Raw genomic sequence first — 21,503 nt, forward strand, 5'->3', positions numbered from 1 at the left:
GGTACCCACGCTCACGTGACGGTCTCGTTGCGAACGGGCGTCGTCCGGGGCGCAGGGCCCGGGGTGCGGTGATACTGCTGGCGTGAGCGACCTCCCCGCAGCACCCCCGGACGGTCCGGCCCGGGCCGTGCACGCCTTCGACACGGCCCCGGCCGAGGCCCTGCGCCCCGGGCTCGAGGTCTGCCTGCACGCCGGGCAGTGGGTGGACGCCGTCCTGGCCGGCCGGCCCTACCGCTCGGTCGCGGCGCTGGAGGCGCAGGCCGGGCTCGCCGCCGAGGCGCTGTCCGAGCAGGCGCTGCAGGAGGCGCTGACCGCCCACCCCCGGATCGGGGAGCGGCCCGCGGACGCCGGGGCGTCGTCGACGCACTCGCGCCGCGAGCAGGCGGGGGTGAGCCAGGACCCGACCACGGCCGAGCGGCTCCGGGAGGCCAACCTCGCCTACGAGGCGCGCTTCGGCCACGTGCTCCTGGTCCGCGCGGCCGGGCGCAGCGCGGCGGACGTGCTGGCCCTGGCCCGGCAGCGGCTCGGCCACGACGCCGCCACCGAGGCCCGCGTCGTCCGGCAGCAGCTGGGCGAGATCGCCGTGCTCCGGCTGCGCGGTCTGCTGGACGAGCTCGCGCGGCAGGAGGCCGGCCGGTGAGCGCCGTGACCACGCACGTGCTGGACGCGGCCACCGGCACGCCCGCCGCGGGCGTGGTCGTCGTGCTGGAGCGCTCGGGCGACGACGGCTGGGACCAGGTCGCCGCGGGCACCACCGACGCCGACGGCCGGTGCCGCACGCTCGGCCCCGAGACCGGCGCCGGGATGCCGCCCGGCACGTACCGGCTCACCTTCGCCACCGGCGACTGGTTCGCCGCGGCCGGGCGCGACACCTTCTACCCGTACGTGGTCGTCGCGTTCACCCTGGCCGCCGACCGCGCGCACCACCACGTGCCGCTGCTGCTGAGCCCGTTCGCCTACTCGACCTACCGCGGGAGCTGACATGGGGATCGTCCTGGGACCCAACCAGTACGGCAAGGCCGAGGTGCGGCTGGTCCACGTGGACCGCTCCAGCCCCCGGCACGTCATCACCGACCTGACGGTGACGACCCAGCTGCGGGGGGACTTCGCCGGCACCCACCTGCACGGCGACAACTCCGCCGTGCTGCCCACGGACACGCAGAAGAACACGGTCTACGCGTTCGCCCGTCGCTTCGGCGTCGGCGACCCGGAGGCGTTCGCGATGCGCCTGGGCCGGCACTTCGTCGACACCCAGGCGGCCGTGACGGGGGCCCGGATCGAGGTCGACACGCACTCCTGGGAGCGCATCGAGGTCGACGGGGCCGAGCACGACCACGCCTTCCGCCGACCCGGCGGCGAGACCCGCACCACGGTCGTCACGGTCGACGGCGACGAGGTGTGGGTGGTGTCGGGGCTGCGCGACCTCGTGGTCCTCAAGTCGACGGGCTCGGAGTTCCACGGCTTCCCGCGCGACGAGTACACGACCCTGGCCGAGACCTCCGACCGGGTGCTGGCCACTGCGGTCACGGCCCGCTGGCGCTACGCCACCAGCGGCGGCCCGGGCGGCCACGGCGACGGCTTCGCCGCCGGGCACGCCGCGATCCGCCGGACGATGCTGGAGACGTTCGCGTCGTTGCACTCCCTGGCCCTGCAGCAGACCCTGCACGCCATGGGCGCGGCCGTCCTGGAGCAGCACCCCGACGTGGCCGAGGTGCGGCTGTCGATGCCCAACAAGCACCACTTCGTCGTCGACCTGACGCCGTTCGGCCTCGACAACCCCGGCGAGGTCCTGCTCGCCGCCGACCGGCCCTACGGCCTGATCGAGGGCAGCGTGCTGCGCGAGGACGCGCCCCCGGCCGGACGGGCGTGGGAGTCGGTGCCGGGCTTCGTCTGAGCGGCTCAGGACCGCCCGGTGGCCGTCGGCCGGCCGTCCGTCGCCTCGGCCCAGCGACGCACCCACTCCGGCAGGGTCGGGCGGGGACCGACGTCCCCGGCGAGCTCGAGGAGCTGCTGGGGGGTGACGCGCTCACCGCCGCGGCCCAGGAACCGCGCCCGGATCACGGCCGAGGCCACGACCGAGCCGCCGCGCTCGAAGTCCTGGGACAGGAAGATCGAGCGGTCGTCCCAGCCCAGGCACGTCGTGACGATCTCGAAGCGCTGGAACAGCGTCAGCGAACGGCGGAAGGTGATGGTCTCCGCGACCACCACGGGGTACCAGCCGCGCCGGCGGACGGGCCCGGCCAGCCCGGCCCGGGACATCAGGTCGAGCCGCGCGACGTCCATGATGGTCAGGTAGGTGCCGTTGTTGACGTGCCGCAGCAGGTCCAGGTCGGTCGGCCAGACCCGGAACGGGGTGCGCACCGGCCCGAGCAGCGACACCCGGCTGCGCCGCCGGGTCAGCAGGACGAAGGCCAGCAGACGCAGGTAGAGCTTCACGACGTCACCCTGCCACCCGCGCGGGTGACGTCCGGTCCCTCGAGCGCCCGCACGGACGACGTGGAGTCACCGGACGGTCACCGAGACGGACTTCTGCCACCAAACATTCAAAAGGTGGCACTAGTCCTTGACAAGTGGAGGCAAGGGCGAGGAAGTTTCCTCCTGCCCCCCGCTCCTCCTCCCCCGGAGCCGCGGCCGGCGTGCTCCCCCCGCCACCTCTTGCTCTTCCACCGACAACGACGTCGGGGCCGCAGGCTCGTCCCTTGAGGCCCGGCGAACCCCGGGAAGGACCACCGACAGTGACCGCACACGTCAGCCGCCGCAGCTTCTTCGGCGCCACCGCAGGGGCCATGGCCCTCGTGGCCAGCGCCGCCGCCAGCACCAGCCCCGCGTTCGCGAGCACGCGGGCCGTCGCCAACGGCCGCCTCATCCCCGACCGCCGGGTCGGCACCATCCTCTACACCCAGCGCGACGCCATCTCCCGCCAGGGCATCCACGGCAACCCCGCCCCCACCATGGGCCACCTGGGCGGGCCCACCTTCCCCGACGACGTCAACGACCTCGGCCCGCTGGTGCCGCTGCCCGGCGGGTTCCTCGAGGTGTTCGAGTACCTCGCGTCGGTCGGCTACAGCCAGATCGAGTTCGCCGGCCTGGGCCAGAACGCGGCAAACCGCGGGGGCACGGCCCCCAACCTGGGCTCGGTCAACAACCCGGCCAACCTGTACGCCAACCGCGCCGCCTACCTGACCTACATCCGGGGCCTCCGCGGCTTCCTGGACGCCACCGGGCTCAGAGCCATCGGCAACCACGGCTACATCCCCACCAGCTGGGACGGGCCGGGCTCGCCGTCGGTCGGCGGGTCGCCGGCCGGCACCATGAACCCCTTCGAGCGCGACCGGTTCCAGCTGGAGCTCGAGGCCGCCGCCATCCTCGGCATGGAGTTCACCGGCACCGGCAACGACCCCACGAGCGCCAACAACCGCAACGTCGAGGCGTGGGACCTGGCGGCCGAGAAGTGGCTCGCGCTCAACGCCATGGGCCGGCGGCTCCGCGTGTCGGTCTACCCCCACAACCACAGCCCGGCCTACAACTTCATCGCCGACGGGCCCATGGTCGAGGTCACCGTCGACCGCATCACCGGCGCCCCGCTGGCCGCACCGGTCATGGTGCGCGGCGAGTCCCCGACGCGGCTGATGGAGCACTACCTGAAGAGGACCGACCGCACCTGCCCGATCGAGCTCGACATCTTCTGGGGCCACGTGGCCAACCACCAGCACCGCTGGTACTTCGACCACGACGGGCAGCGCCGCGAGAACATCTTCGACCCGACGGCCTTCGCCGCCCGCGAGGGCATGCGCATCCCGCTGTTCCACGCCAAGGACGGCGACCACACGGGCGCCGAGCCCGGCGTGGGCAACGGCTACAACATCGTCCCGTTCGGTGACGCGAGCAGCGACATCGACTTCGAGCGGTTCTTCCGCTCCTACCGCCCCAAGGGCCAGATGAACCCGAACTACGAGCAGGACAACGCCCCCGGCGGCGCGACCGACCCGGGCCGCTCGCTGCGCAACTCCCGGTTCAGCGCCGGCCACATGCTGAACCTGCGCGGCTGAGGCACCCCTGCGCGGCCGACCGGGCCGCACCGTCGACGGGCGGGCCCCTGACGGGGGTCCGCCCGTCGGCGTATCGGGAACCTCTTGAGCGATATATCGTTGACTGTCGTGAGAGCTCGCCGACGTCGGGCTCCAGGACAGAGGAGATCCCGTGAGGACCCCACACGACACCGAGCACCACGAGGACACGCACGACCACGACGACCACGACGACCGGGGCGGCCGGGGTGGCCGGGACCCGCGCCCGCCGCGGCTCCTGAGCCGGTTCGCCCGCCGGTCCCCGGCCCGCGAGCGGTGGCTCGCGACCGGCCGACTGCCGGGCCCGGGGTGGCAGGCTGGCCCCGTGCCCACCGACGACGAGCCCGGCCGCCCCGGCGCGCGCGGCCCCCGAGGCCGGGGCGGGCGGGGCCCGGGCCACGGCCACCCGCACCACGGTCACGCCGGCGGGCCGCCCTTCGGGCCCGGCGGCTGGATGGGACCGCGACGGGGTTCCCGCGCCCGACGCGGTGACGTCCGGGCCGCGGTCCTGGCGCTGCTGGACGAGGAGTCCCGCAACGGCTACCAGCTGATCACCGAGATCGAGCAGCGCTCCGGCGGGGTGTGGAAGCCCTCCCCGGGGTCCGTCTACCCGGTCCTGGCCCAGCTCGAGGACGAGGGCCTGGTCGAGCCGAGCCGCGAGGGCGGTCGCAAGGCCTTCGTGCTGACCGACGCCGGCCGCGACGAGGTCGCCTCCCGCAGCGGGTCGGCCGCGCCGTGGGACGCCGCCCGCGACGACATGGCCGAGGGCACCTTCGAGCTGATGGGCGGGCTCAAGCAGGTCGGCGGTGCGCTCTGGCAGATCGCCGGCACCGGCACCGCGGAGCAGCAGCGCGCCGCCGCCGAGATCCTCGCCGACACCCGGACGAGGCTCTACCGCCTGCTGGCCGGGGACGACGGGGGCGACGCCACCTCCGGACCGACCACCTCGACCTGAGGAACGGGCCGGCTGCGACCGGGCCGAGGGGTCGGGCATCCCCCCGGTCCGGCCGGGGGTCAGCCCCCGCCCGGTCCCGTGTGGCCGCCCCCTGGGCCCCGGCCCGCCGCCTCCCTAGCGTGGTACGGCATGGAGCCGACGCGCACGGACACCGCAGCCCAGGCCCGGTCCGGAGCCCCGGTCGACGCACGGACCGAGGGACGCGCGGGGCCGACACCGGCCGGACAGCGCTCCTGGGCGCCCGATCTCGCCCGCGGCGCTGTCCTGCTCGGCATCGCGCTGGCCAACGTGGGTCTGTACCTGCACGGGACCGACACCGGCCCGGGCATGCGGCCCGTGGACGGCAGCCCGCTGGACCGGACCCTGGACTTCGTCGTCACCCTGCTCGTGAACGACCGGTCGCGGCCGATGTTCGCCCTGCTTTTCGGCTTCGGCCTGGTCACGATCGCGCGCCGCATGACCGAGCGCGGCCTCGAGCCGCATCGGCGCCGCTCGGTCCTGCTCCGCCGTCAGCTGTGGCTGGTCGCCTTCGGCGGGGTCCACGCGGCCCTGCTGTTCGAGGGCGACATCCTCGGCATCTACGGCGCGACGGGGCTGGTGGTGCTGCTGCTGATGAACCGCCGCCCCCGGGTGCTGATCGCCTGGGGCACGGTGAGCCTCGTCCTGCTCGGGGTGATGTTCGCCGTCGTCGGTCTGGCCCCGGAGTTCCCGTCGACGCCGACGGAGTACCTGCCGTCGGTGGTGGAGCGGGCAAGCATCTGGGTCCTCGGCGTAGTCGGCGGGACGGTGGTCATGCTGGTGCTGGCCCCGATGCTCGCCGGCGTGGCGATGGCCCGGGCGGGGTTGCTGGACCGGCCGTGGGAGCACCGGCCCCTGCTGCGTCGCCTGGTCCGGCTCGGGTCGCTGGTCGGCGTGGTCGGCGCCCTGCCCTACGCGCTGGTGGTGGCCCGGGTGTGGGACCCGGGGACCGTGACGACGAGCGTGCTGGCCGGGGTCCACGCGGTCACGGGCACGGCGATGGGCGTGGCGTACGTCTGCCTGTTCGCCCTCTGGGCGGCGCGGCTCCACGACCGGCGGGCTGCGCGGCGGGGTGCTCCCGCGGTCCTCGCGGCCGTCGGCGAACGGTCCCTCACCTGCTACCTGCTGCAGTCGGTGCTCCTGGCCCCGCTGCTGTCGCCGTGGGGCCTGGGCCTCGGCGACGGCATGGGCACGGCCACCGCGTACGGCATCGCCGTCGGCGCCTGGCTGGTCACCGTGGCCGTGGCCTGGGGGCTGGCCTCGGCCGGTCGCCGCGGCCCCTTCGAGGTCCTGCTGCGTCGGCTGACGTACGGCCGGCCGGGTCGTCACGCCACCGCCCCGGCCGTCGCCGTCTGAACGACCCCGGACCGGCGACCCACCGCTGCGGCGCCGCGCGGTCCGCGTGACGGGGACCCGCCCGGGTGGTTGGGTGCGGGGATGGACGAGGCCGAGCCCACCCCCACCGTCACCGTCGTCGGACCGGACGTGCCCGGGCAGGAGGACGTCCTCACCGAGGAGGCCCTCGCCTTCGTGGGCGAGCTGCACGCCCGCTTCGCCGACCGCCGGGACGAGCTGCTCGTCGCGCGCCGGGAGCGCACCGCCCGCATCGTCGCCGGCGAGCTGCCGGGCTTCCTGCCCGAGACCGCCCACGTCCGCGACGACCCGACCTGGCGGGTGGCCGAGGCGCCCCACGCCCTGGCCGACCGCCGGGTCGAGATCACGGGCCCGACCGAGCCCAAGATGGCCGTCAACGCCCTGAACTCCGGGGCCCGGGTCTGGCTGGCGGACCTCGAGGACGCCAACACCCCGCACTGGCGCAACGTGGTCGTCGGCCAGCAGGTCCTGCACGACGCCGCCCGCGGCACGCTGCAGCACACCGCCGACAACGGCAAGGAGTACCGGCTCCGCGACGACGTGCGGCACGCGACGCCCGTGGTGCGCCCGCGCGGCTGGCACCTGGACGAGCGGCACCTGCTGGTCGACGGCCGTACCGCGGTCGGGGCGCTGGTCGACTTCGGCCTGCACGTGTTCCACAACGGCGCGCACCTGGCCGCGTCCTGGCACGGCCCGTTCTACTACCTGCCCAAGACCGAGAGCCACCTCGAGGCGCGGCTGTGGGACGACGTGTTCAGCCACGCCGAGGAGCGCCTCGACCTGCCCCACGGCACCATCCGGGCCACGGTGCTGATCGAGACGCTGCCGGCCGCGTTCGAGATGGAGGAGATCCTCTACGAGCTGCGCGAGCACGCCTCCGGGCTGAACGCCGGCCGCTGGGACTACCTGTTCAGCGCCATCAAGGTGCTGCGCGAGGCCGGGCCCGGGTACACGCTGCCCGACCGCAACGCCGTCACCATGACCGCGCCGTTCCTGCGGGCCTACACCGAGCTGCTGGTGTCGACCTGCCACCGCCGCGGCGCGTTCGCCATCGGCGGCATGAGCGCGTTCATCCCCAGCCGACGCGACCCCGAGGTCAACGCGGTCGCGCTGGACAAGGTGCGCGCGGACAAGACGCGGGAGTCCGGTGACGGCTTCGACGGGTCCTGGGTCGCCCACCCCGACCTGGTCCCGGTCTGCGAGGAGGTCTTCACGGCCGTCCTGGGCGAGCGGCCCAACCAGCTCGACCGGCTGCGCGAGGACGTCCACGTGACCGCGGCCGACCTGCTCGACCTCGGCTCCACGCCCGGGCAGGCCACGGCGGCTGGGCTGCGGGGCAACGTCGACGTGGCCCTGCGCTACCTGTCGGCCTGGCTCGGCGGTTCGGGCGCGGTCGCCATCCACAACCTGATGGAGGACGCCGCGACGGCCGAGATCAGCCGGTCCCAGCTGTGGCAGTGGATCCGCAACGAGGTGGTCCTGGACGACGGCACCACCGTCACCCGCGAGCTGGTACGCGGCGTCGTCGACGACGTGGCCGGCGGGCTGACCGACCTGCCGCACGTGGACCGCGCGCGCGAGCTGTTCGAGCAGGTCGCGCTGGCCGAGGAGTTCGTCGACTTCCTCACGTTGCCGGCCTACCGGCTGGTCGACTGAGGTGACGCTGCTGGACGACGTCGCCTCGCTGCTCGCCGACGACGACGCCCGCTTCGCCGCGGCCTACCCGGGCGAGCGCTCCCTCCCCCAACCGGTGCACACCTGCTACGTCCCCGCCGACCGGGTCGAGGCCGGCACCCCGCGGGCCTGGGGCGACGCGGCGCTGGCGGTCCTGGGTTCCGCCGTCCCCGACGCGACCGCGCTCGCGCGCCTGACGCAGGTGCCGGTCGAGGCGGCCGAGACGGTGCTGCCCCGCGTCGCGGCCAAGCTGCACGAGCGGCCCGTCGAGGACCTGCGGATCGACTTCGAGGACGGCTACGGGCTGCGCCCCGACGACGTCGAGGACGCCGACGCCGAGACCGCCGGGCGGGCGCTGGCGGCCTGGCGGGGCGACCCGACGGCGCCGTTCGTCGCCGGGGTGCGGGTCAAGGGGCTGCAGCCGGAGACCCGGGCGCGCGGGCTGCGGACGCTGGACCTCGTCGTCGCCGCGGCCGTGGCCGCGGGCGGGCTGCCCGACCGGTTCGTCGTCACCTGGCCCAAGGTCACCTCGGCCGCCCAGGTCCGCGCCGCCGTGCTGGTCGCCGCGCGCCTGGAGGCCGTCCACGGGCTGCCCGACGGGACGGTCCGCCTCGAGCTGCAGGTCGAGATGCCGCAGGCCGTCCTCGGCCCGGACGGCGGCGCGACGGTCGCCGCGATGCTGCAGGCCGGGACCGGCCGGGTCGAGGGGCTGCACTACGGCACCTACGACTTCAGCGCCGCGCTCGGCGTCGGCCCGCTCGACCAGGCGCTGGACCACCCGCTGGCCGACCACGCCAAGGCCGTCATGCAGCTGGCCGCGGCCGGCACGGGCGTCCGGGTCAGCGACGGGTCGACCAACGTGCTGCCGGTCGGCGACGCCGACCAGGTCGCGGCGGCACTGGCGCTGCACGCCCGGCTGGTCACCCGCGCCCAGGCCCGGTCGCTGCGGCAGGGCTGGGACCTGCACCCCGGCCAGCTCGTCACCCGCTACGCGGCCACGTTCCTGGCCCTGCGCGCCGAGCTCGCCGCGGGGGCGGCGCGACTGCGTGCCTACACGGCCCGGGCGCAGGACGCGGCCGCCCCGCAGGTGCTCGACGAACCGGCCACGGCCCAGGCGCTCGCCTCGGCCGTGCTGCGGGGCGTCGACTGCGGCGCGGTCGACCTGGCCGAGGCCGTCGACGCGACGGGGTGCACCCCCGAGCAGCTGACCCGCCTCGCCCGGCGCACCCCGACGGGGGGTGCCGGGTGAGCCGCGACGGAGGTGGGCCCGGTGGCCCCGAGGACGTCGGCACCGCTCAGCTGGACCTGCTGGTGCTGGCTCGCCGCGCCGTGGTCCACACCGTCGACGGTCCGGTCGAGCGGCCCGCCGTCGTCGGGGTCCGGGACGGTCGGGTGGTGCTGCTGCACGACGGTCACGGCACCGACCCGACCGTGGCGCCCGGCGGCGACCTGACCCACCTGCCGGAGCTCACGGACCTGCCCACCGCCGCCCGGGTGGTCGAGCTGGGCGAGGACGAGGTGCTGCTGCCCGGGTTGGTCGACAGCCACGTGCACGTCAACGAGCCCGGCCGCACCCACTGGGAGGGCTTCGCGACCGCCACCCGAGCCGCGGCGGCCGGCGGGACGACGACCCTGGTCGACATGCCGCTCAACTCGGTCCCGCCGACGACCACCGTGGCGAACCTGCGCGCCAAGCAGGACGCCGCGCAGGGGCAGGCCTGGGTCGACGTCGCGTTCTGGGGCGGGGCGGTGCCCGAGAACCTGGCCGACCTGGCGCCCCTGCACGAGGCCGGGGTGCTGGGCTTCAAGTCGTTCCTCGTGCCGTCCGGGGTGCCGGAGTTCGGCCACCTCGACGAGGCGGCCCTGCGCGAGGTCCTGGTCCGGGTCGCGGCGCTGGACGCGACGCTGGTCGTGCACGCGGAGGACCCCGACGTGCTCGACGGCGCCCCCGGGGCCGGCGGCCGGCGCTACGCGGACTTCCTGGCCTCGCGCCCCGACGCGGCCGAGGTCGTCGCCATCGAGCGGCTGCTGCGCCTGGCCGCCGAGGCGGGCGCCCGGGTCCACGTCCTGCACCTGTCCAGCGCCGCGGCGCTGCCGGCGCTGGCCGCCGCCCGGGCCGCCGGGCAGCCCGTGACCGTCGAGACCTGCCCGCACTACCTGGTGCTCGCCGCGGACGACGTCCCCGACGGCGCCACCACGTTCAAGTGCTGCCCCCCGATCCGGGACGCCGCCAACGCCGACGCCCTGTGGCGAGCCCTCGCCGACGGGGTCGTCGACTGCGTGGTCAGCGACCACTCCCCCTCGACCGAGGCGGACAAGCGCCTGGACACCGGCGACTTCGGCGCGGCCTGGGGCGGCATCTCGTCGCTGCAGCTGCTGCTGCCGCTGGTGTGGACCGAGGCCCGCGCCCGCGGCTTCACCCTGGCCGACGTCGTCCGCTGGGCGTGCCTGGGCCCGGCCCGGGTGGCCGGGCTGGCCACCAAGGGCCGGCTCGTCGTCGGGGCCCCCGCCGACCTCGTCGTGCTCGCCCCGGACGAGCCGTTCGTCGTCGACCCCGACGCCCTCCACCACCGCAACCCGATCACCGCCTACGCCGGTCGGACCCTGAACGGCACCGTCCGCAGCACCTGGCTGGCCGGTGCCGAGATCGACCTGGCCGCCGAGCCCCGCGGACGCCTGCTCACCCGAGGAGACGCATGAGCCCCGACGCCCACCCCACCGACACCGACACCGACACCGACGAGCTGATCGACGAGCTGGGTCCGGACGACCTGGTGGACCTGGCCTCACGCGCCCTCGGCGGGCGGGTGATCGCGGCCAACGACGAGCTGTTCGCCGACCGTCGCCACCTGATCGCCACCGGCCCGGCGACCTGGGACCCGACGACGTTCGGTCCCGACGGCAAGGTCTACGACGGCTGGGAGACCCGGCGCCGACGCGGCCCGCTGGGCTCGTTGCCCGGCGGCGACGACAACGACGACGCGATCGTCCGGCTGGGTGCCCCCGGCGTCGTCCGCCGGGTCGTGGTGGACACCGCGCACTTCACCGGCAACTACCCCGCCTCGGCGTCGGTCGAGGCGGTGCGGGTGAACGGCTACCCGTCGCTGGCCGGGCTCGAGGGCGCGGCGTGGACCACCCTGGTGGCGCGCAGCCCGCTGCACGGGGACACCGAGAACACCTTCGACGTGACCGACGACGGCACCTGGACCCACGTCCGGTTGCGGATCTACCCCGACGGAGGCGTCGCGCGGCTGCGGGTGCTCGGCGAGGTCCGCCCCGACCCGAGGTTCCTGGAGGGCACCGTCGACCTGCTCGCCGCGCAGCACGGCGGCCGCGTGGTGGGCTGCTCGGACCGGTTCTACTCCTCCCCCGGCAACCTGCTGCGTCCCGGGGTCGCCCCCACCATCGGCGAGGGCTGGGAGACCGCGCGCCGACGCGTCGAGGGCAACGAGTGGGTGACGTTCGCCCTCGCCGCGGCCGGCGTCCCGCGCGTCCTGGAGGTCGACACCACCCACTACGTCGGCAACCCGCCCGGGGCCGCGTCGCTGCGCGGCCTCGACGCCCGGACGGGGTCGCCGGCCGAGCTGCTCGCCGACGAGGCCGCCTGGGTCGAGCTGGTGCCGCTGACCGCCCTGCTGCCCGACACCGTCCACCGGTTCCGGCTGCGGGACACGCTGGCGGACGTCCCGACGGTGACCCACGTCCGCCTGGACATCCACCCCGACGGCGGCGTCAACCGGGTCCGGCTGCACGGCGAGGTGGACCCCGGGGCCCTGCACGCGCTGCACGAGGCCTGGGACGCCTGAGGCCCGCACTGGCGCCTGGTCGGGTCGAGCCGGGTCGGGTCGAGCCGGGCCGGGTCTGGCCGCGTCTGGCCGGGCCGGGTCGGGCCTGGTCGGCCTGGTCGGGTCAGGCCTGGCCGCGTCTGGCCGCGCCGCGCCCGACCGGGTCGGGGCCGACCACCGATGCGGACCAACGGGCCCTGCGTCGGCGGTTCACCCGCTAGCGGGCTCGTCGCTCCGCAGCCGTGGTCGCGCCGAGGGTGACCGTGAGCGTGCCGCCGGCGGCGAGCGGCATGACGAAGAGCTCGGCTCGTCACCATTTCCTTGGCCATTTCGAATGGGGAAGGAAAGAAGGACGGGATTGTGCGGAAACGCCCATTGACGCCTGGCCCCCGCTGCTAGCGTCGCGCCATCCGGGACGGACGCCGCGTGATGGACGAGAGGACGCGACATGCCCACCAAAGGCTTCTTCGCCTCGTTGTTCGACCTGAGCTTCGACTCCCTCATCACGACCAAGATCGTGAAGGTCGTGTACGTGCTCGTGCTCGTCCTCATCGCGCTCGGGTACCTGGTGTTCCTGGTCTCGAGCTTCGTGCGGGACCCCGCCGTCGGGGTCGCCGTCCTGGTCCTGGGCATTCCCGTGGCGTTCTTCTACGTCATCGTCGCGCGCATCCAGCTCGAGATCGTGATCGCCGTCTTCCGCATCATGGAGTCGAACGTCGAGATCGCCGCGCAGGGGCGGGGCCGCGCGGCCCCGCCGGCACCGCCCGTCGCGGGGCCCGACCCGGCGTACTGAGCGCGGGACGCCTGAAGCCCGCACGGGCGCCCCGACCGCCGAGTCGACCACCGATGCGGACCAGCGGGATCTTCGTCGGCGATTCACCCGCTACCGGGCTCGTTGCTCCGCAGCCGTGGTCGCTCCGAGGGTGACCGTGAGCGTGCCGCCGGCGGCGAGCGGCATGACGACCGTGTCGTGGGTGGCCGACGCGTGGTCGGTGGCGGCGGTGTCGAGGACCGTACGCAGGTCCCGCATCCCGGGGTCGTCGCCCAGCGTGGTGCTCTGCCGGAGCACCGGCGACCCGTCCCGCGTCACGTCGACGTGACCGCGCCACCAGCCGCCGGGTTCGTCGTGCCGACCCAGCCGCACGTGCTCGGCCAGACGGAGCCGGCCGTCGCCGCCGAGCCGGACCACCGTGGTCGCCTGGTGCTCCGCGGCGCCCGTGACCACGACGGGCGGCAGCGTGCAGGTGAGCAGGCCACCGGCGGCGACCTCGACGTCGAGCCGCAGACGTGACCGCGCCTGGTCCCGGCCCGGCAGCACGACCGAGGCCGCCACACCCTGCAGGTCCAGGTGCGCGCCCGGGCCCACCCGCACCCTGACCTCGACCAGGTCACCGCCCATGGGGCCGGCCGCGGTGCCGACCAGGTGGACCTGGGCCACCGGGGAGGACGGCGTCCCGGTGCGCCGCACGGCCAGGGCGGGGCCGTCCGCCCGGAGAGTTCGCAGCACCGTGCGCCGCGGCCCGCCCGAGATCGGGCGCACGGGCTGCGGCCCGCCCGCGGTGACGGTTCCCGGCTCGGGCGTCGGGTCGCCGGCGAGCTCGGCGACGACCTCGACGAGGGTCCTCAGGGTGCGACCCCGCCCGACGGCGACGGCTGCGGCGACGGCTGCGGCGACCGCTGTGACTCCGTCGGTTGCAGCGAGACCGCAGGCCCGACCACCCGCGCGACGACCCCGCGCACCCACTCGGCGACCGGAGCCGCGCTCGGGTCCTCGCGCAACGACACCAGCAGCGTGGGACGGCCCTGTCGCACCCGGGCGGCGTCGTCGGCCATCACCTGCAGGCTCGCCCCCACCATCGGGGCCAGGTCGGTCTTGTTGACCACCAGCAGGTCGGAGTTGGTGACGCCCGGCCCGCCCTTGCGCGGCACCTTGTCCCCGCCCGCGACGTCCACCACGAACACCTGCGCGTCGACCAGCCCCACGCTGAACGAGGCGGTCAGGTTGTCCCCGCCGGACTCGACCAGCACCAGCTGCACCCCGGGCACGCGCGCGACCAGGTCCTCGACGGCGTCGAGGTTGGCGGTGATGTCGTCGCGGATGGCGGTGTGGGGGCAGCAGCCCGTCCTGACCGCGGCGATGCGCTCGTCGGGCAGCACCGCGTTGCGGCGCAGGAAGTCGGCGTCCTCGGTGGTGTAGATGTCGTTGGTCACCACGGCCAGCGACAGCTCCTCGCCCAGGGTGCGGCACAACGCCGCGACCAGCGCCGTCTTGCCCGAGCCCACCGGTCCGCCGATGCCGATGCGCACCGGTCCCGCCGGACCCGTGGGACCAGCCGTGTGGTGGGGCCGGGCCAGGTGGGCGTGCGGGTCTCGTGCGTGGTCACCGGACACGGACGTCACTCCTTCGATGGCGGCGCCGCCACGGCGCGCACGGTCGGCTCGTTCTGCTGGCGACGAAGTGTCTCGCGGTGAGGTTTCCACCGTGTGTCCGCACCGCCCGAGGCCCGGGCACCGGGGGCCGGCGGCCGCCCCCGGCGCCCGGTGCTCAGTCGGTTTCCGCAGCCGGTGCCGGTGCGCCAGGACGCTCCGGCCAACGGCACTCCTGGACCTGCCCGCCCTGGACCTCGACGCTCAGGACCGCCGCGCCGTCACCCGCCCAGACCGTCCAGGTGCCTGCGGCGAGGTCAGGGTAGACGGCTGCGAAGACGGTGCGGTGGGACAGCCGACGTGGCAGGACCTCCACGTGCCGACGCTCCTGGTCACGGCCTGCGGGGCTGATCTCCACCTCGGTCCCGACCAGGGAGCCCGGCGTGTGCAGCACCAGGGCCCCGACGTCACCCCCGATGTCGAGGACGACTGGACCCTGGCCCGCGTGCGGGTTGTGGGCCGACACGTGGTGCGGGTGCGGGTGCGCACGGTCCACCTCGTCGGCGTGCGCGTGGCCGTCCAGGAGGACGTCCGCGGGCGCGTGGTCCTGCCCGTTCCCCGTGCCGGCCACGGGTCAGGCCGCCGGGACGTCGTACCCGCTGTACGGCGTCGCCAGGTAGGGGAACCCGGCCGGGACCGGGGGCGGGGTGCTGCCGTCGGTGACCGCCGCGGCCGCCCCGTCCGGGGTGTAGGAGGGGTCGACGAGCGGGATGGTGAGCCCGGCGATCGCCCGCAGCTCCACGGTCACGACGTCGTCGCGCACCCTGCGCCCGTTGGGGAACCCTGCGGGGTCGCCGCCGACCAGGCCCAACGGGTTCTCCTCGGCCGACGGTGGCACCGCGACGTTGAGCCGCAGCATGTCGGCCTGCACGGGACCGGTGTAGTTCTGGAAGCCCGGCACGACGCCCTCCGGGATGCCGGTCAGCAGGATGGCGAGCAGGTCGGCCCGGTCCTTGTCGTAGGCCGCGAGGTTGGGGAACACGCCCGGGTACAGGACCGGCAGGAGGGCCGCCAGCTCGGGCCGGGCGACGCCGCCGGCGTAGGCGCTGTCACCGCTGGGCCGGGCGTTGTTCCAGGAGTCCTTGCGCGACATGGGCACGAGGACCTCGTTGAAGAGCGGGTTGCCCAGCCGGGAGACCTGGGTCATGCGGCCCTGGCTCACGTAGCGGTCGGCCCGCTCGTCGAAGACGCGGACCTTGGGCCGGCTGGCCGAGGTCCACACCCCGATGACGGCGTCGGGGTCCATCACGTCGGTGGGCACGCGGCCCGAGCCGGTCAGCTCGCTGATCGGCACCTGCAGCACGATGCTGTGGACGTTGACCTGGGCGAGGGAGTTGATGCCGGCCATCGCCGGCGAGGGCAGCAGGTGGGCGTCCTGGAACGGGCGCAGCGTCCCCAGGTCGAACACGGAGCCGAGGTCCACCCAGAATGCGTCCGCGCGCTGACCGGCGAACACCCGCCCGCCGCCGGGCAGGTCGTAGGTGGCCTGCTCGGCCAGCCGGTCGTAGTCCGGCGTCGACCGGGGCCCGACGTTGCACGGCGGCACCCGCAGGTCACGCGCCAGGACGGTGCCGACCCGGCCCCGGCCTCGGCCCCGGTTCGGCGCCGCGATCCGCGTCACCGTGTAGGTCTGCGGCCGGTTGTACGACCGCGAGTCCAGCGAGTCCACCGGGCCCGTGATGTAGAGGAAGCTGTCCGGGTTCGGCACGCGGGTCGCGAACCGGAACGAGTAGGTGACGTCGGGCTCGGCGCCGCCGGACGTCGAGACGTTGATGTCGTACTGGACGTCGTCACCGAACTCGAAGAAGTTGGGCCCGCTCGCGGGGTCCTGCAGCGGGACGTAGTTGGCGATGATCGTCACCGTGTCCGGCCGGTCCGGGCTGACGAAGGCGTACACGTCCGTGGAGTCGGCGACCGGGTCCTTGGAGATCTCCGGGGCCTCGCGGTGGGAGGACATCAGGCACCCAGCTTCCGGGCCAGGGCGCGGGCGAGCGCCGGGTCGTCGACGACGACCTCGCGGTCCCCGCTCATGAGGGTGAGCTCGGACTCGCCGGGGCGCACGTAGACGACGAGGCCGGGGCCGATGTCCCCGGCGGGGACGGTGCCCGGGGTCTCCTCCGGGGAGGCGGGCCGACCGGCTCCGGGCAGGGCGAAGGACCCGACCGCGGCAGCGCCGGCCGCGAGGGCGCCGACGCCGGTGACGAACAGCCGGCGGCTGGGGCCGGCCGGGGCGTGGGCGGCCGGCGCTGGCGGCGGCATCAGCTGGGCGACCGGCGGTAGGACGTCGGCGACCGGCGGGGAAAGGAGGGGATCGGTGTGACCGGATGGGGACATGGCAGGGCTCCTGCTCTCGATCCGTCACCGGGCCGGTGCCCGGCGGGACGATCCACGTCGACCGTCCGCACGGGGTACGTCACCACCCGTACGGCGGATTGACCGCGTCCGGAGACGAGTCCTGCGGGTGCCTCGCAGCCCTCAGGAGTCGAAGAGCCGGTCGGCGGCGGAGCCGTGCAGCTCGCCCAGCAGGTCCAGCAGCGGGTCGGAGTCGGCGGGCAGGACGGCGGCCGGCGCGCCGGGACCGGGCAGGCCGGCGACCACCTCGTCGACGTCCGCGGCGAGGCGGACGGTGAGCGCGGCCACGGCCACCGGGTCCAGCGCCATCAGCCGCTGGGCGGCGGTGGCCGGTCCGGACACCGACAGGTACGCGGCGGCCGTGGCCGCGTCGGCGCTCCCGAGCCCGGCGGCCGCCGCGGCGCAGCCGAGCACGATCGGGTGGTGGGGACGGCGGCCGAGGTCGGACCACGCCACCTGCACGGACACCGCCGGCCACGACGCGGCGGCCAGGCGCAGCAGGCCGCGGCCCTGGGCGCGCGAGGCCTCGCGCAGGGCGGGCGAGGGGGTGCGGGCGTCGGTCTCGGCGTCGAGCAGCGCGTGGTCGGCCGGTCGCGCGCACGCGGCGGCGGCGAGGCCCGCCGCGACCAGGCCCACGGTCCGCAGCCGCCGCCGCAGCAGCCACTCCAGGTCGGCGAGGTCACGCAGCCGACCGTCGGCGCGGGCCTGCTCGAGGCCGCCGGAGTGCACGTGCCCGCCCGTCGGCAGCCGGCCGTCCCCGAGCAGGACCGCGAGCGCGCCCATCAGAACAGGAAGTAGCGCTGCGCCATCGGCAGCTCGGTGGCCGGCTGCTCCTCGAACACCTCGCCGTCGACCTGGACGGTGAAGGTGTCCGGGTCGATGCGGATGTCGGGCGTGGCGTCGTTGAGGGGCATGTCGGCCTTGCCGCGGGAGCGCACGTCGGCCGTGGCGACCAGCCGCCGCTCGATCCGCAGCCGGTCCGCGAGCCCGTCGTCCAGCGCCGTCTGCGACACGAAGTGCACCGACGTCCGCGCCGCGACCAGCGGTGAGGCCCCGAACATGGGCCGGGGCAGCACCGGCTGGGGGGTGGGGATCGACGCGTTGGCGTCGCCCATGGCGGCCCAGGCGATCACGCCGCCCTTGAGCACGGCGTGGCTGCGGACGCCGAAGAACGCGGGCTCCCACAGCACCAGGTCGGCCAGCTTGCCGACCTCGACCGACCCGATCTCGGCGTCCATCCCGTGCGCGACCGCGGGGCAGATCGTGTACTTGGCCACGTAGCGACGGGCCCGCAGGTTGTCGTTGCCGCCCTCGCCCTCGGGGTCGCCGGGCAGCGCCCCACGGCGGACCTTCATCGCGTGGGCGGTCTGCCAGGTGCGCATGACCACCTCGCCGACCCGGCCCATCGCCTGGGAGTCCGAGCCGATCATCGAGATCGCACCGACGTCGTGCAGCAGGTCCTCCGCGGCGATGGTGGACGGCCGGATCCGGGACTCGGCGAAGGCCAGGTCCTCGGGGATCGACGGGTCCAGGTGGTGGCAGACCATGAGCATGTCGAGGTGCTCGGCGAGGGTGTTGACGGTGTGCGGCCGGGTCGGGTTCGTCGAGCTGGGCAGCACGTTCGGGTACCCGGCCACGGTCATGATGTCCGGTGCGTGCCCGCCCCCGGCACCCTCCGTGTGGTAGGCGTGGATGGCCCGGCCGCGGATCGCCGCGAGCGTCGACTCGACGTAGCCGGCCTCGTTGAGGGTGTCGGAGTGCAGCGCGACCTGGACCCCCGACGCGTCCGCCACCGTCAGCGCGGCGTCGATCGCCGCGGGGGTGGTGCCCCAGTCCTCGTGCAGCTTGAACCCGGCCGCCCCGCCGCGCAGCTGCTCCCACAGCGCCTCGTGGCTGACGGTGTTGCCCTTGCCCAGCAGGGCGACGTTGACGGGCTGGTCGGCCATCGCCTCGAGCATCCGCGCCAGGTGCCACGACCCCGGCGTCACCGTCGTCGCCTTGGACCCCTCGGCCGGTCCGGTGCCGCCACCGACGAACGTCGTGATCCCGCTGCCGAGCGCCTCGGGGACCAGCTGCGGGCAGATCAGGTGGACGTGGCAGTCGATGCCGCCGGCGGTCAGGATGCGGCCGTTGCCGGCGATCACCTCCGTGGACGGGCCGACCACCAGGTCGGGGTGCACCCCCGGCATGGTGTCGGGGTTGCCGGCCTTGCCGATGGCGCTGATCCGGCCGTCGCGGAGGCCGACGTCGGCCTTGTAGACGCCGGTGTGGTCGAGGATCACCGCGCCGGTGATCACGGTGTCCGGGGCGCCCTCGGCGCGGGTGGCGCGGCCCTGGCCCATGGACTCCCGCAGCACCTTGCCGCCGCCGAACACGGCCTCGTCGCCCGCGCGCCCGGGCCCGCCGCACAGGTCGTCGGTCACCTCGATGACGAGGTCGGTGTCGGCCAGCCGGATCCGGTCGCCCTTGGTGGGGCCGTAGAGCTGGGCGTAGCGGGCGCGGGACAGCTCCATCAGGACTCCTCGGCCGGGACGGCCGGACCGGCGGGCGCGAACGCGGGCCCGGGCGCGGGCGCGTCGAGGGCGCCGGGCGGGTCCAGCGACAGCCCGCCCACGAACCGCGCCCCGCCCAACGGCACCAGCGCGACGGTCTGCGCGATCCCGGGCTCGAACCGGACCGACGTGCCGGCGGGGACGTCGAGGCGCTGCCCGTGGGCGGCCGCCCGGTCGAACGCCAGCGCCGGGTTGGCCTGCGCGAGGTGGAAGTGCGAGCCCACCTGCACGGGTCGGTCGCCGGTGTTGACGACCTCGAGACGCGTCACCGGCCTGCCCTCGTTGATGGTCATGCTGCCCGCGGCGGGGAGGACCTCGCCGGGTACCTGGCCTGCTCGCACGGTGCGCCCCCTCAGACGATCGGGTCGTGGACGGTGACGAGCTTGGTGCCGTCGGGGAACGTGGCCTCGACCTGCACCTCGTGGACGAGCTCGGGGATGCCGGCCATGACGTCGTCCCGGGTGAGCACCTCGCGGCCGGCCTGCATCAGCTCCTGCACCGTGCGCCCGTCACGGGCGCCCTCCAGCACCGCCGAGGTGATGACGGCGACGGCCTCGGGATGGTTGAGGAGCAGCCCGCGCTGCCGCCTGCGCCAGGCGAGGTCCGCGGCGTAGGACACCATCAGCCGTTCCTGCTCGTGCGGTGTCAGGTGCATCGGTGCTCCTTCGCCCGGCCGGTTCGCTCACGGCGGTCCGGAGCAGCCTCCTGACCGTGGGTGGGGCAGTCAACCCGACTGCGGTTTCGTCGGTGTTTCGTGGCGGCGGGCCCACCCTCGCACCTGGTCGGGTGACGCCGGGCGCGCGATCGGGTGACCGGGTCGTCGTCCCCGCCCGGGCGGGTGGCGCGACGCGCACGGTGGAGGGGTGAGCGGCCACCCCGCCGGACCGCCGGCCCTGCGGGCCTCGCCCCGGGACCGGTTCACGGGCGTGTTGGGCCTGCTCGTGGTGGCCGCGCTGGCCGGGGTGTGGTGGCTGCAGCCCGCCGCGCCCGCGTCGACCGGCCACGCCGCCCCGCCGCCTGCGGTGGGATCTGCCATCGCCCCGCTGGCCTCACCGCCGCTGGTGGCGGCGACCGGGACCGTCAACCCCGCCGTGGCCACGCAGGCCGACGGGGTGACCCCGGTGCGCTGGGACCCCTGCCGCGAGGTGCGGTTCGTGCTCAACCCGGCGGGGGCGCCGCCGGACGCCGAGGCCGTCCTGCGGGAGGGGCTCGCGACCGTCTCGGAGGCCACCGGCCTGCGCCTGGTGCTCGAGGGGACCACGGACGAGGCCACCGACTGGGAGCGCCCGGCCTACCAGCCGGGACGCTACGGCGAGCGCTGGGCGCCCGTGCTCGTCACCTGGGGCCGCTACGGCGTGGCCGACGTGGACGGCGTGGCCGGTCGGGCCGGGCCCGTCCCCCGGCAGGGTCCCGACGGCCCCCAGGTCTACGTCAGCGGTCAGGTCTGGCTCAGCGACGACGTCTTCGGTGGGCCCGGCCGGGCGGACGCGGGCGACCGGGTCCACCGCCGGGCCGTCCTGCTGCACGAGCTGGGCCACCTGGTGGGCCTGGCGCACTCCGACCGCCCCGGCGACCTGATGTTCGCGGGCAACATCGGGCAGACGTGGCTCAGCGACAGCGACCGGGCCGGTTTCGCGCTGATGGGCGGCGGGCCCTGCGTGCCGGAGGTGTGACGCCGGCCCGGTCGCGGTCGGTCAGTCGCGCGCCGTGAGCCGACGCAGGCCGGACAGGCCCTTGCGCTGCTCCTCGGGCTTCTGCTGCTCGCCCTGCTGCGCGCCCAGGGCGATGAGCACCCCGGCGACGGCCGGGATGGCGTACTGCACCACGCGCAGCTGTCGCATCGCCCCGGCCACGTCGTCCGGCGTCTCGCCCGACGGGGTGACGGCCCCCTGGGCGGGCACCTGGCCGGCCTTGGCCACCTGGGCGCCGAGCACCCCGCTCCAGGCGGTCAGCCCGACCCCGGCGACCGTGAGCAACGACTTGGCCACGGTGTTGCCGCGGGTGCCCTCCTGGTGCGCGGCCCGGTCCCGGTTGGCCAGCAGCAGGCCGATGCCGCCGGCCACGTGGGCGCCGAGCGCGGCGGCGTTCACCGGGGCCCAGCGGGCCCAGCCGACCGAGGCCACGCGGGCACGGTCCTCGCGCTGCTCGACGGAGTCGGCGGCGCCGTTCAGCCCGACGGCACCCATCAGGGTGCCGCCGAACCAGGCGGCCGCTCCGACGTCGTGCAGGACGCGTACGACGGTGTTGCGGTTGCTCATGAGGATCCTCTCGACGGTCTCGGGCGGGGCGTGCGTTCGTG

The 21,503-nt window shown here is 75.2% G+C and carries 22 protein-coding genes and 1 pseudogene; 12 read left to right on the plus strand and 11 right to left on the minus strand.

Annotated elements, in window-relative coordinates; genetic code table 11:
• The first annotated feature begins 82 nt into the window (after positions 1-82).
• From uraD to pucL, 3 genes are read left to right on the plus strand one after another with little or no spacing between them, the layout of a single operon-like run.
• Positions 83-640: a 2-oxo-4-hydroxy-4-carboxy-5-ureidoimidazoline decarboxylase gene (gene uraD / locus SJY06_RS19960; RefSeq protein ID WP_380169289.1), complete on the plus strand. Its 558-nt coding sequence runs from the start codon at positions 83-85 to the stop codon at positions 638-640.
• Positions 637-981, plus strand: coding sequence for a hydroxyisourate hydrolase (gene uraH, locus SJY06_RS19965; RefSeq protein ID WP_380169290.1), 345 nt, complete (start codon positions 637-639; stop codon positions 979-981). Before uraD ends, uraH begins: the two co-directional genes overlap by 4 nt.
• A 1-nt stretch (position 982) precedes the next feature.
• Entirely contained in the window at positions 983-1,894 is a 912-nt protein-coding gene (pucL, locus tag SJY06_RS19970; RefSeq protein ID WP_380169291.1) for a factor-independent urate hydroxylase, read from the plus strand.
• Between the two features lie 5 nt (positions 1,895-1,899).
• Here pucL and SJY06_RS19975 read toward each other — a convergent pair whose 3' ends face one another.
• The gene (locus SJY06_RS19975; RefSeq protein ID WP_380169292.1) at positions 1,900-2,436 is read right to left on the minus strand and encodes an acyl-CoA thioesterase; all 537 of its coding nucleotides are present in this window, start codon (positions 2,434-2,436) and stop codon (positions 1,900-1,902) included.
• Positions 2,437-2,735: 299 nt separating this feature from the next.
• Here SJY06_RS19975 and SJY06_RS19980 point away from each other — a divergent pair, with 299 nt between their 5' ends.
• From SJY06_RS19980 to SJY06_RS20015, 8 genes are all read left to right on the plus strand, one after another.
• Entirely contained in the window at positions 2,736-4,049 is a 1,314-nt protein-coding gene (locus tag SJY06_RS19980) for a hypothetical protein (protein WP_380169293.1), read from the plus strand.
• Between the two features lie 151 nt (positions 4,050-4,200).
• On the plus strand, positions 4,201-5,022 hold the full coding sequence (locus tag SJY06_RS19985) for a PadR family transcriptional regulator (protein WP_380169294.1): 822 nt from the start codon (positions 4,201-4,203) through the stop codon (positions 5,020-5,022).
• 129 nt (positions 5,023-5,151) lie between these two features.
• A complete protein-coding gene (locus SJY06_RS19990) occupies positions 5,152-6,396 on the plus strand; it encodes a DUF418 domain-containing protein (protein ID WP_380169295.1) in 1,245 nt (414 codons plus the stop codon).
• An 81-nt stretch (positions 6,397-6,477) separates the two neighbouring features.
• On the plus strand, positions 6,478-8,070 hold the full coding sequence (aceB, locus tag SJY06_RS19995) for a malate synthase A (protein WP_380169296.1): 1,593 nt from the start codon (positions 6,478-6,480) through the stop codon (positions 8,068-8,070).
• A 1-nt stretch (position 8,071) separates the two neighbouring features.
• Positions 8,072-9,337 carry a DUF6986 family protein gene (locus tag SJY06_RS20000; protein WP_380169297.1) on the plus strand — a complete coding sequence of 422 codons (1,266 nt, stop codon included), beginning with the start codon at positions 8,072-8,074 and terminating at the stop codon, positions 9,335-9,337.
• The gene (allB, locus tag SJY06_RS20005; protein WP_380169298.1) at positions 9,334-10,788 is read left to right on the plus strand and encodes an allantoinase AllB; all 1,455 of its coding nucleotides are present in this window, start codon (positions 9,334-9,336) and stop codon (positions 10,786-10,788) included. The genes SJY06_RS20000 and allB overlap by 4 nt, the downstream gene beginning before the upstream one ends.
• Positions 10,785-11,894: an allantoicase gene (alc, locus tag SJY06_RS20010; protein ID WP_380169299.1), complete on the plus strand. Its 1,110-nt coding sequence runs from the start codon at positions 10,785-10,787 to the stop codon at positions 11,892-11,894. Before allB ends, alc begins: the two co-directional genes overlap by 4 nt.
• A gap of 427 nt (positions 11,895-12,321) precedes the next feature.
• The gene (locus SJY06_RS20015) at positions 12,322-12,666 is read left to right on the plus strand and encodes a DUF4282 domain-containing protein (protein ID WP_380169300.1); all 345 of its coding nucleotides are present in this window, start codon (positions 12,322-12,324) and stop codon (positions 12,664-12,666) included.
• A gap of 90 nt (positions 12,667-12,756) precedes the next feature.
• Here the strand turns inward: SJY06_RS20015 and SJY06_RS20020 are convergent, their stop codons facing one another.
• The 9 genes and pseudogenes from SJY06_RS20020 to SJY06_RS20060 form a co-directional block, all read right to left on the minus strand.
• Entirely contained in the window at positions 12,757-13,413 is a 657-nt protein-coding gene (locus SJY06_RS20020) for an urease accessory protein UreD (RefSeq protein WP_380169301.1), read from the minus strand.
• A gap of 83 nt (positions 13,414-13,496) precedes the next feature.
• On the minus strand, positions 13,497-14,228 hold the full coding sequence (gene ureG / locus SJY06_RS20025; RefSeq protein WP_380169736.1) for an urease accessory protein UreG: 732 nt from the start codon (positions 14,226-14,228) through the stop codon (positions 13,497-13,499).
• A gap of 190 nt (positions 14,229-14,418) precedes the next feature.
• The gene (locus tag SJY06_RS20030) at positions 14,419-14,871 is read right to left on the minus strand and encodes a hypothetical protein (RefSeq protein ID WP_380169302.1); all 453 of its coding nucleotides are present in this window, start codon (positions 14,869-14,871) and stop codon (positions 14,419-14,421) included.
• 3 nt (positions 14,872-14,874) lie between these two features.
• Positions 14,875-16,257: a DUF4331 domain-containing protein gene (locus tag SJY06_RS20035; protein WP_380169303.1), complete on the minus strand. Its 1,383-nt coding sequence runs from the start codon at positions 16,255-16,257 to the stop codon at positions 14,875-14,877.
• Positions 16,257-16,634, minus strand: a complete 378-nt coding sequence (locus SJY06_RS20040; protein WP_380169304.1) for a hypothetical protein — start codon at positions 16,632-16,634, stop codon at positions 16,257-16,259. The genes SJY06_RS20035 and SJY06_RS20040 overlap by 1 nt, the downstream gene beginning before the upstream one ends.
• A gap of 141 nt (positions 16,635-16,775) precedes the next feature.
• Positions 16,776-17,435: an urease accessory protein UreF gene (locus SJY06_RS20045; RefSeq protein ID WP_380169305.1), complete on the minus strand. Its 660-nt coding sequence runs from the start codon at positions 17,433-17,435 to the stop codon at positions 16,776-16,778.
• Complete coding sequence (locus tag SJY06_RS20050) at positions 17,435-19,165, minus strand: urease subunit alpha (RefSeq protein WP_380169306.1); 1,731 nt, start codon at positions 19,163-19,165, stop codon at positions 17,435-17,437. Before SJY06_RS20050 ends, SJY06_RS20045 begins: the two co-directional genes overlap by 1 nt.
• A gap of 65 nt (positions 19,166-19,230) precedes the next feature.
• Positions 19,231-19,545 (minus strand): annotated as a pseudogene (locus SJY06_RS20055) (urease subunit beta); the annotation flags it as partial.
• Positions 19,546-19,556: 11 nt separating this feature from the next.
• Positions 19,557-19,859 carry an urease subunit gamma gene (locus SJY06_RS20060; RefSeq protein ID WP_380169307.1) on the minus strand — a complete coding sequence of 101 codons (303 nt, stop codon included), beginning with the start codon at positions 19,857-19,859 and terminating at the stop codon, positions 19,557-19,559.
• Between the two features lie 208 nt (positions 19,860-20,067).
• Here SJY06_RS20060 and SJY06_RS20065 point away from each other — a divergent pair, with 208 nt between their 5' ends.
• A complete protein-coding gene (locus SJY06_RS20065) occupies positions 20,068-20,877 on the plus strand; it encodes a matrixin family metalloprotease (protein WP_380169308.1) in 810 nt (269 codons plus the stop codon).
• A gap of 21 nt (positions 20,878-20,898) precedes the next feature.
• Here SJY06_RS20065 and SJY06_RS20070 read toward each other — a convergent pair whose 3' ends face one another.
• The gene (locus SJY06_RS20070) at positions 20,899-21,462 is read right to left on the minus strand and encodes a hypothetical protein (protein WP_380169309.1); all 564 of its coding nucleotides are present in this window, start codon (positions 21,460-21,462) and stop codon (positions 20,899-20,901) included.
• Positions 21,463-21,503: the final 41 nt, after the last annotated feature.

This window comes from Jannaschia sp. R86511 (assembly GCF_042466345.1).
GTDB lineage: Bacteria > Actinomycetota > Actinomycetes > Actinomycetales > JBBAYJ01 > Aquipuribacter.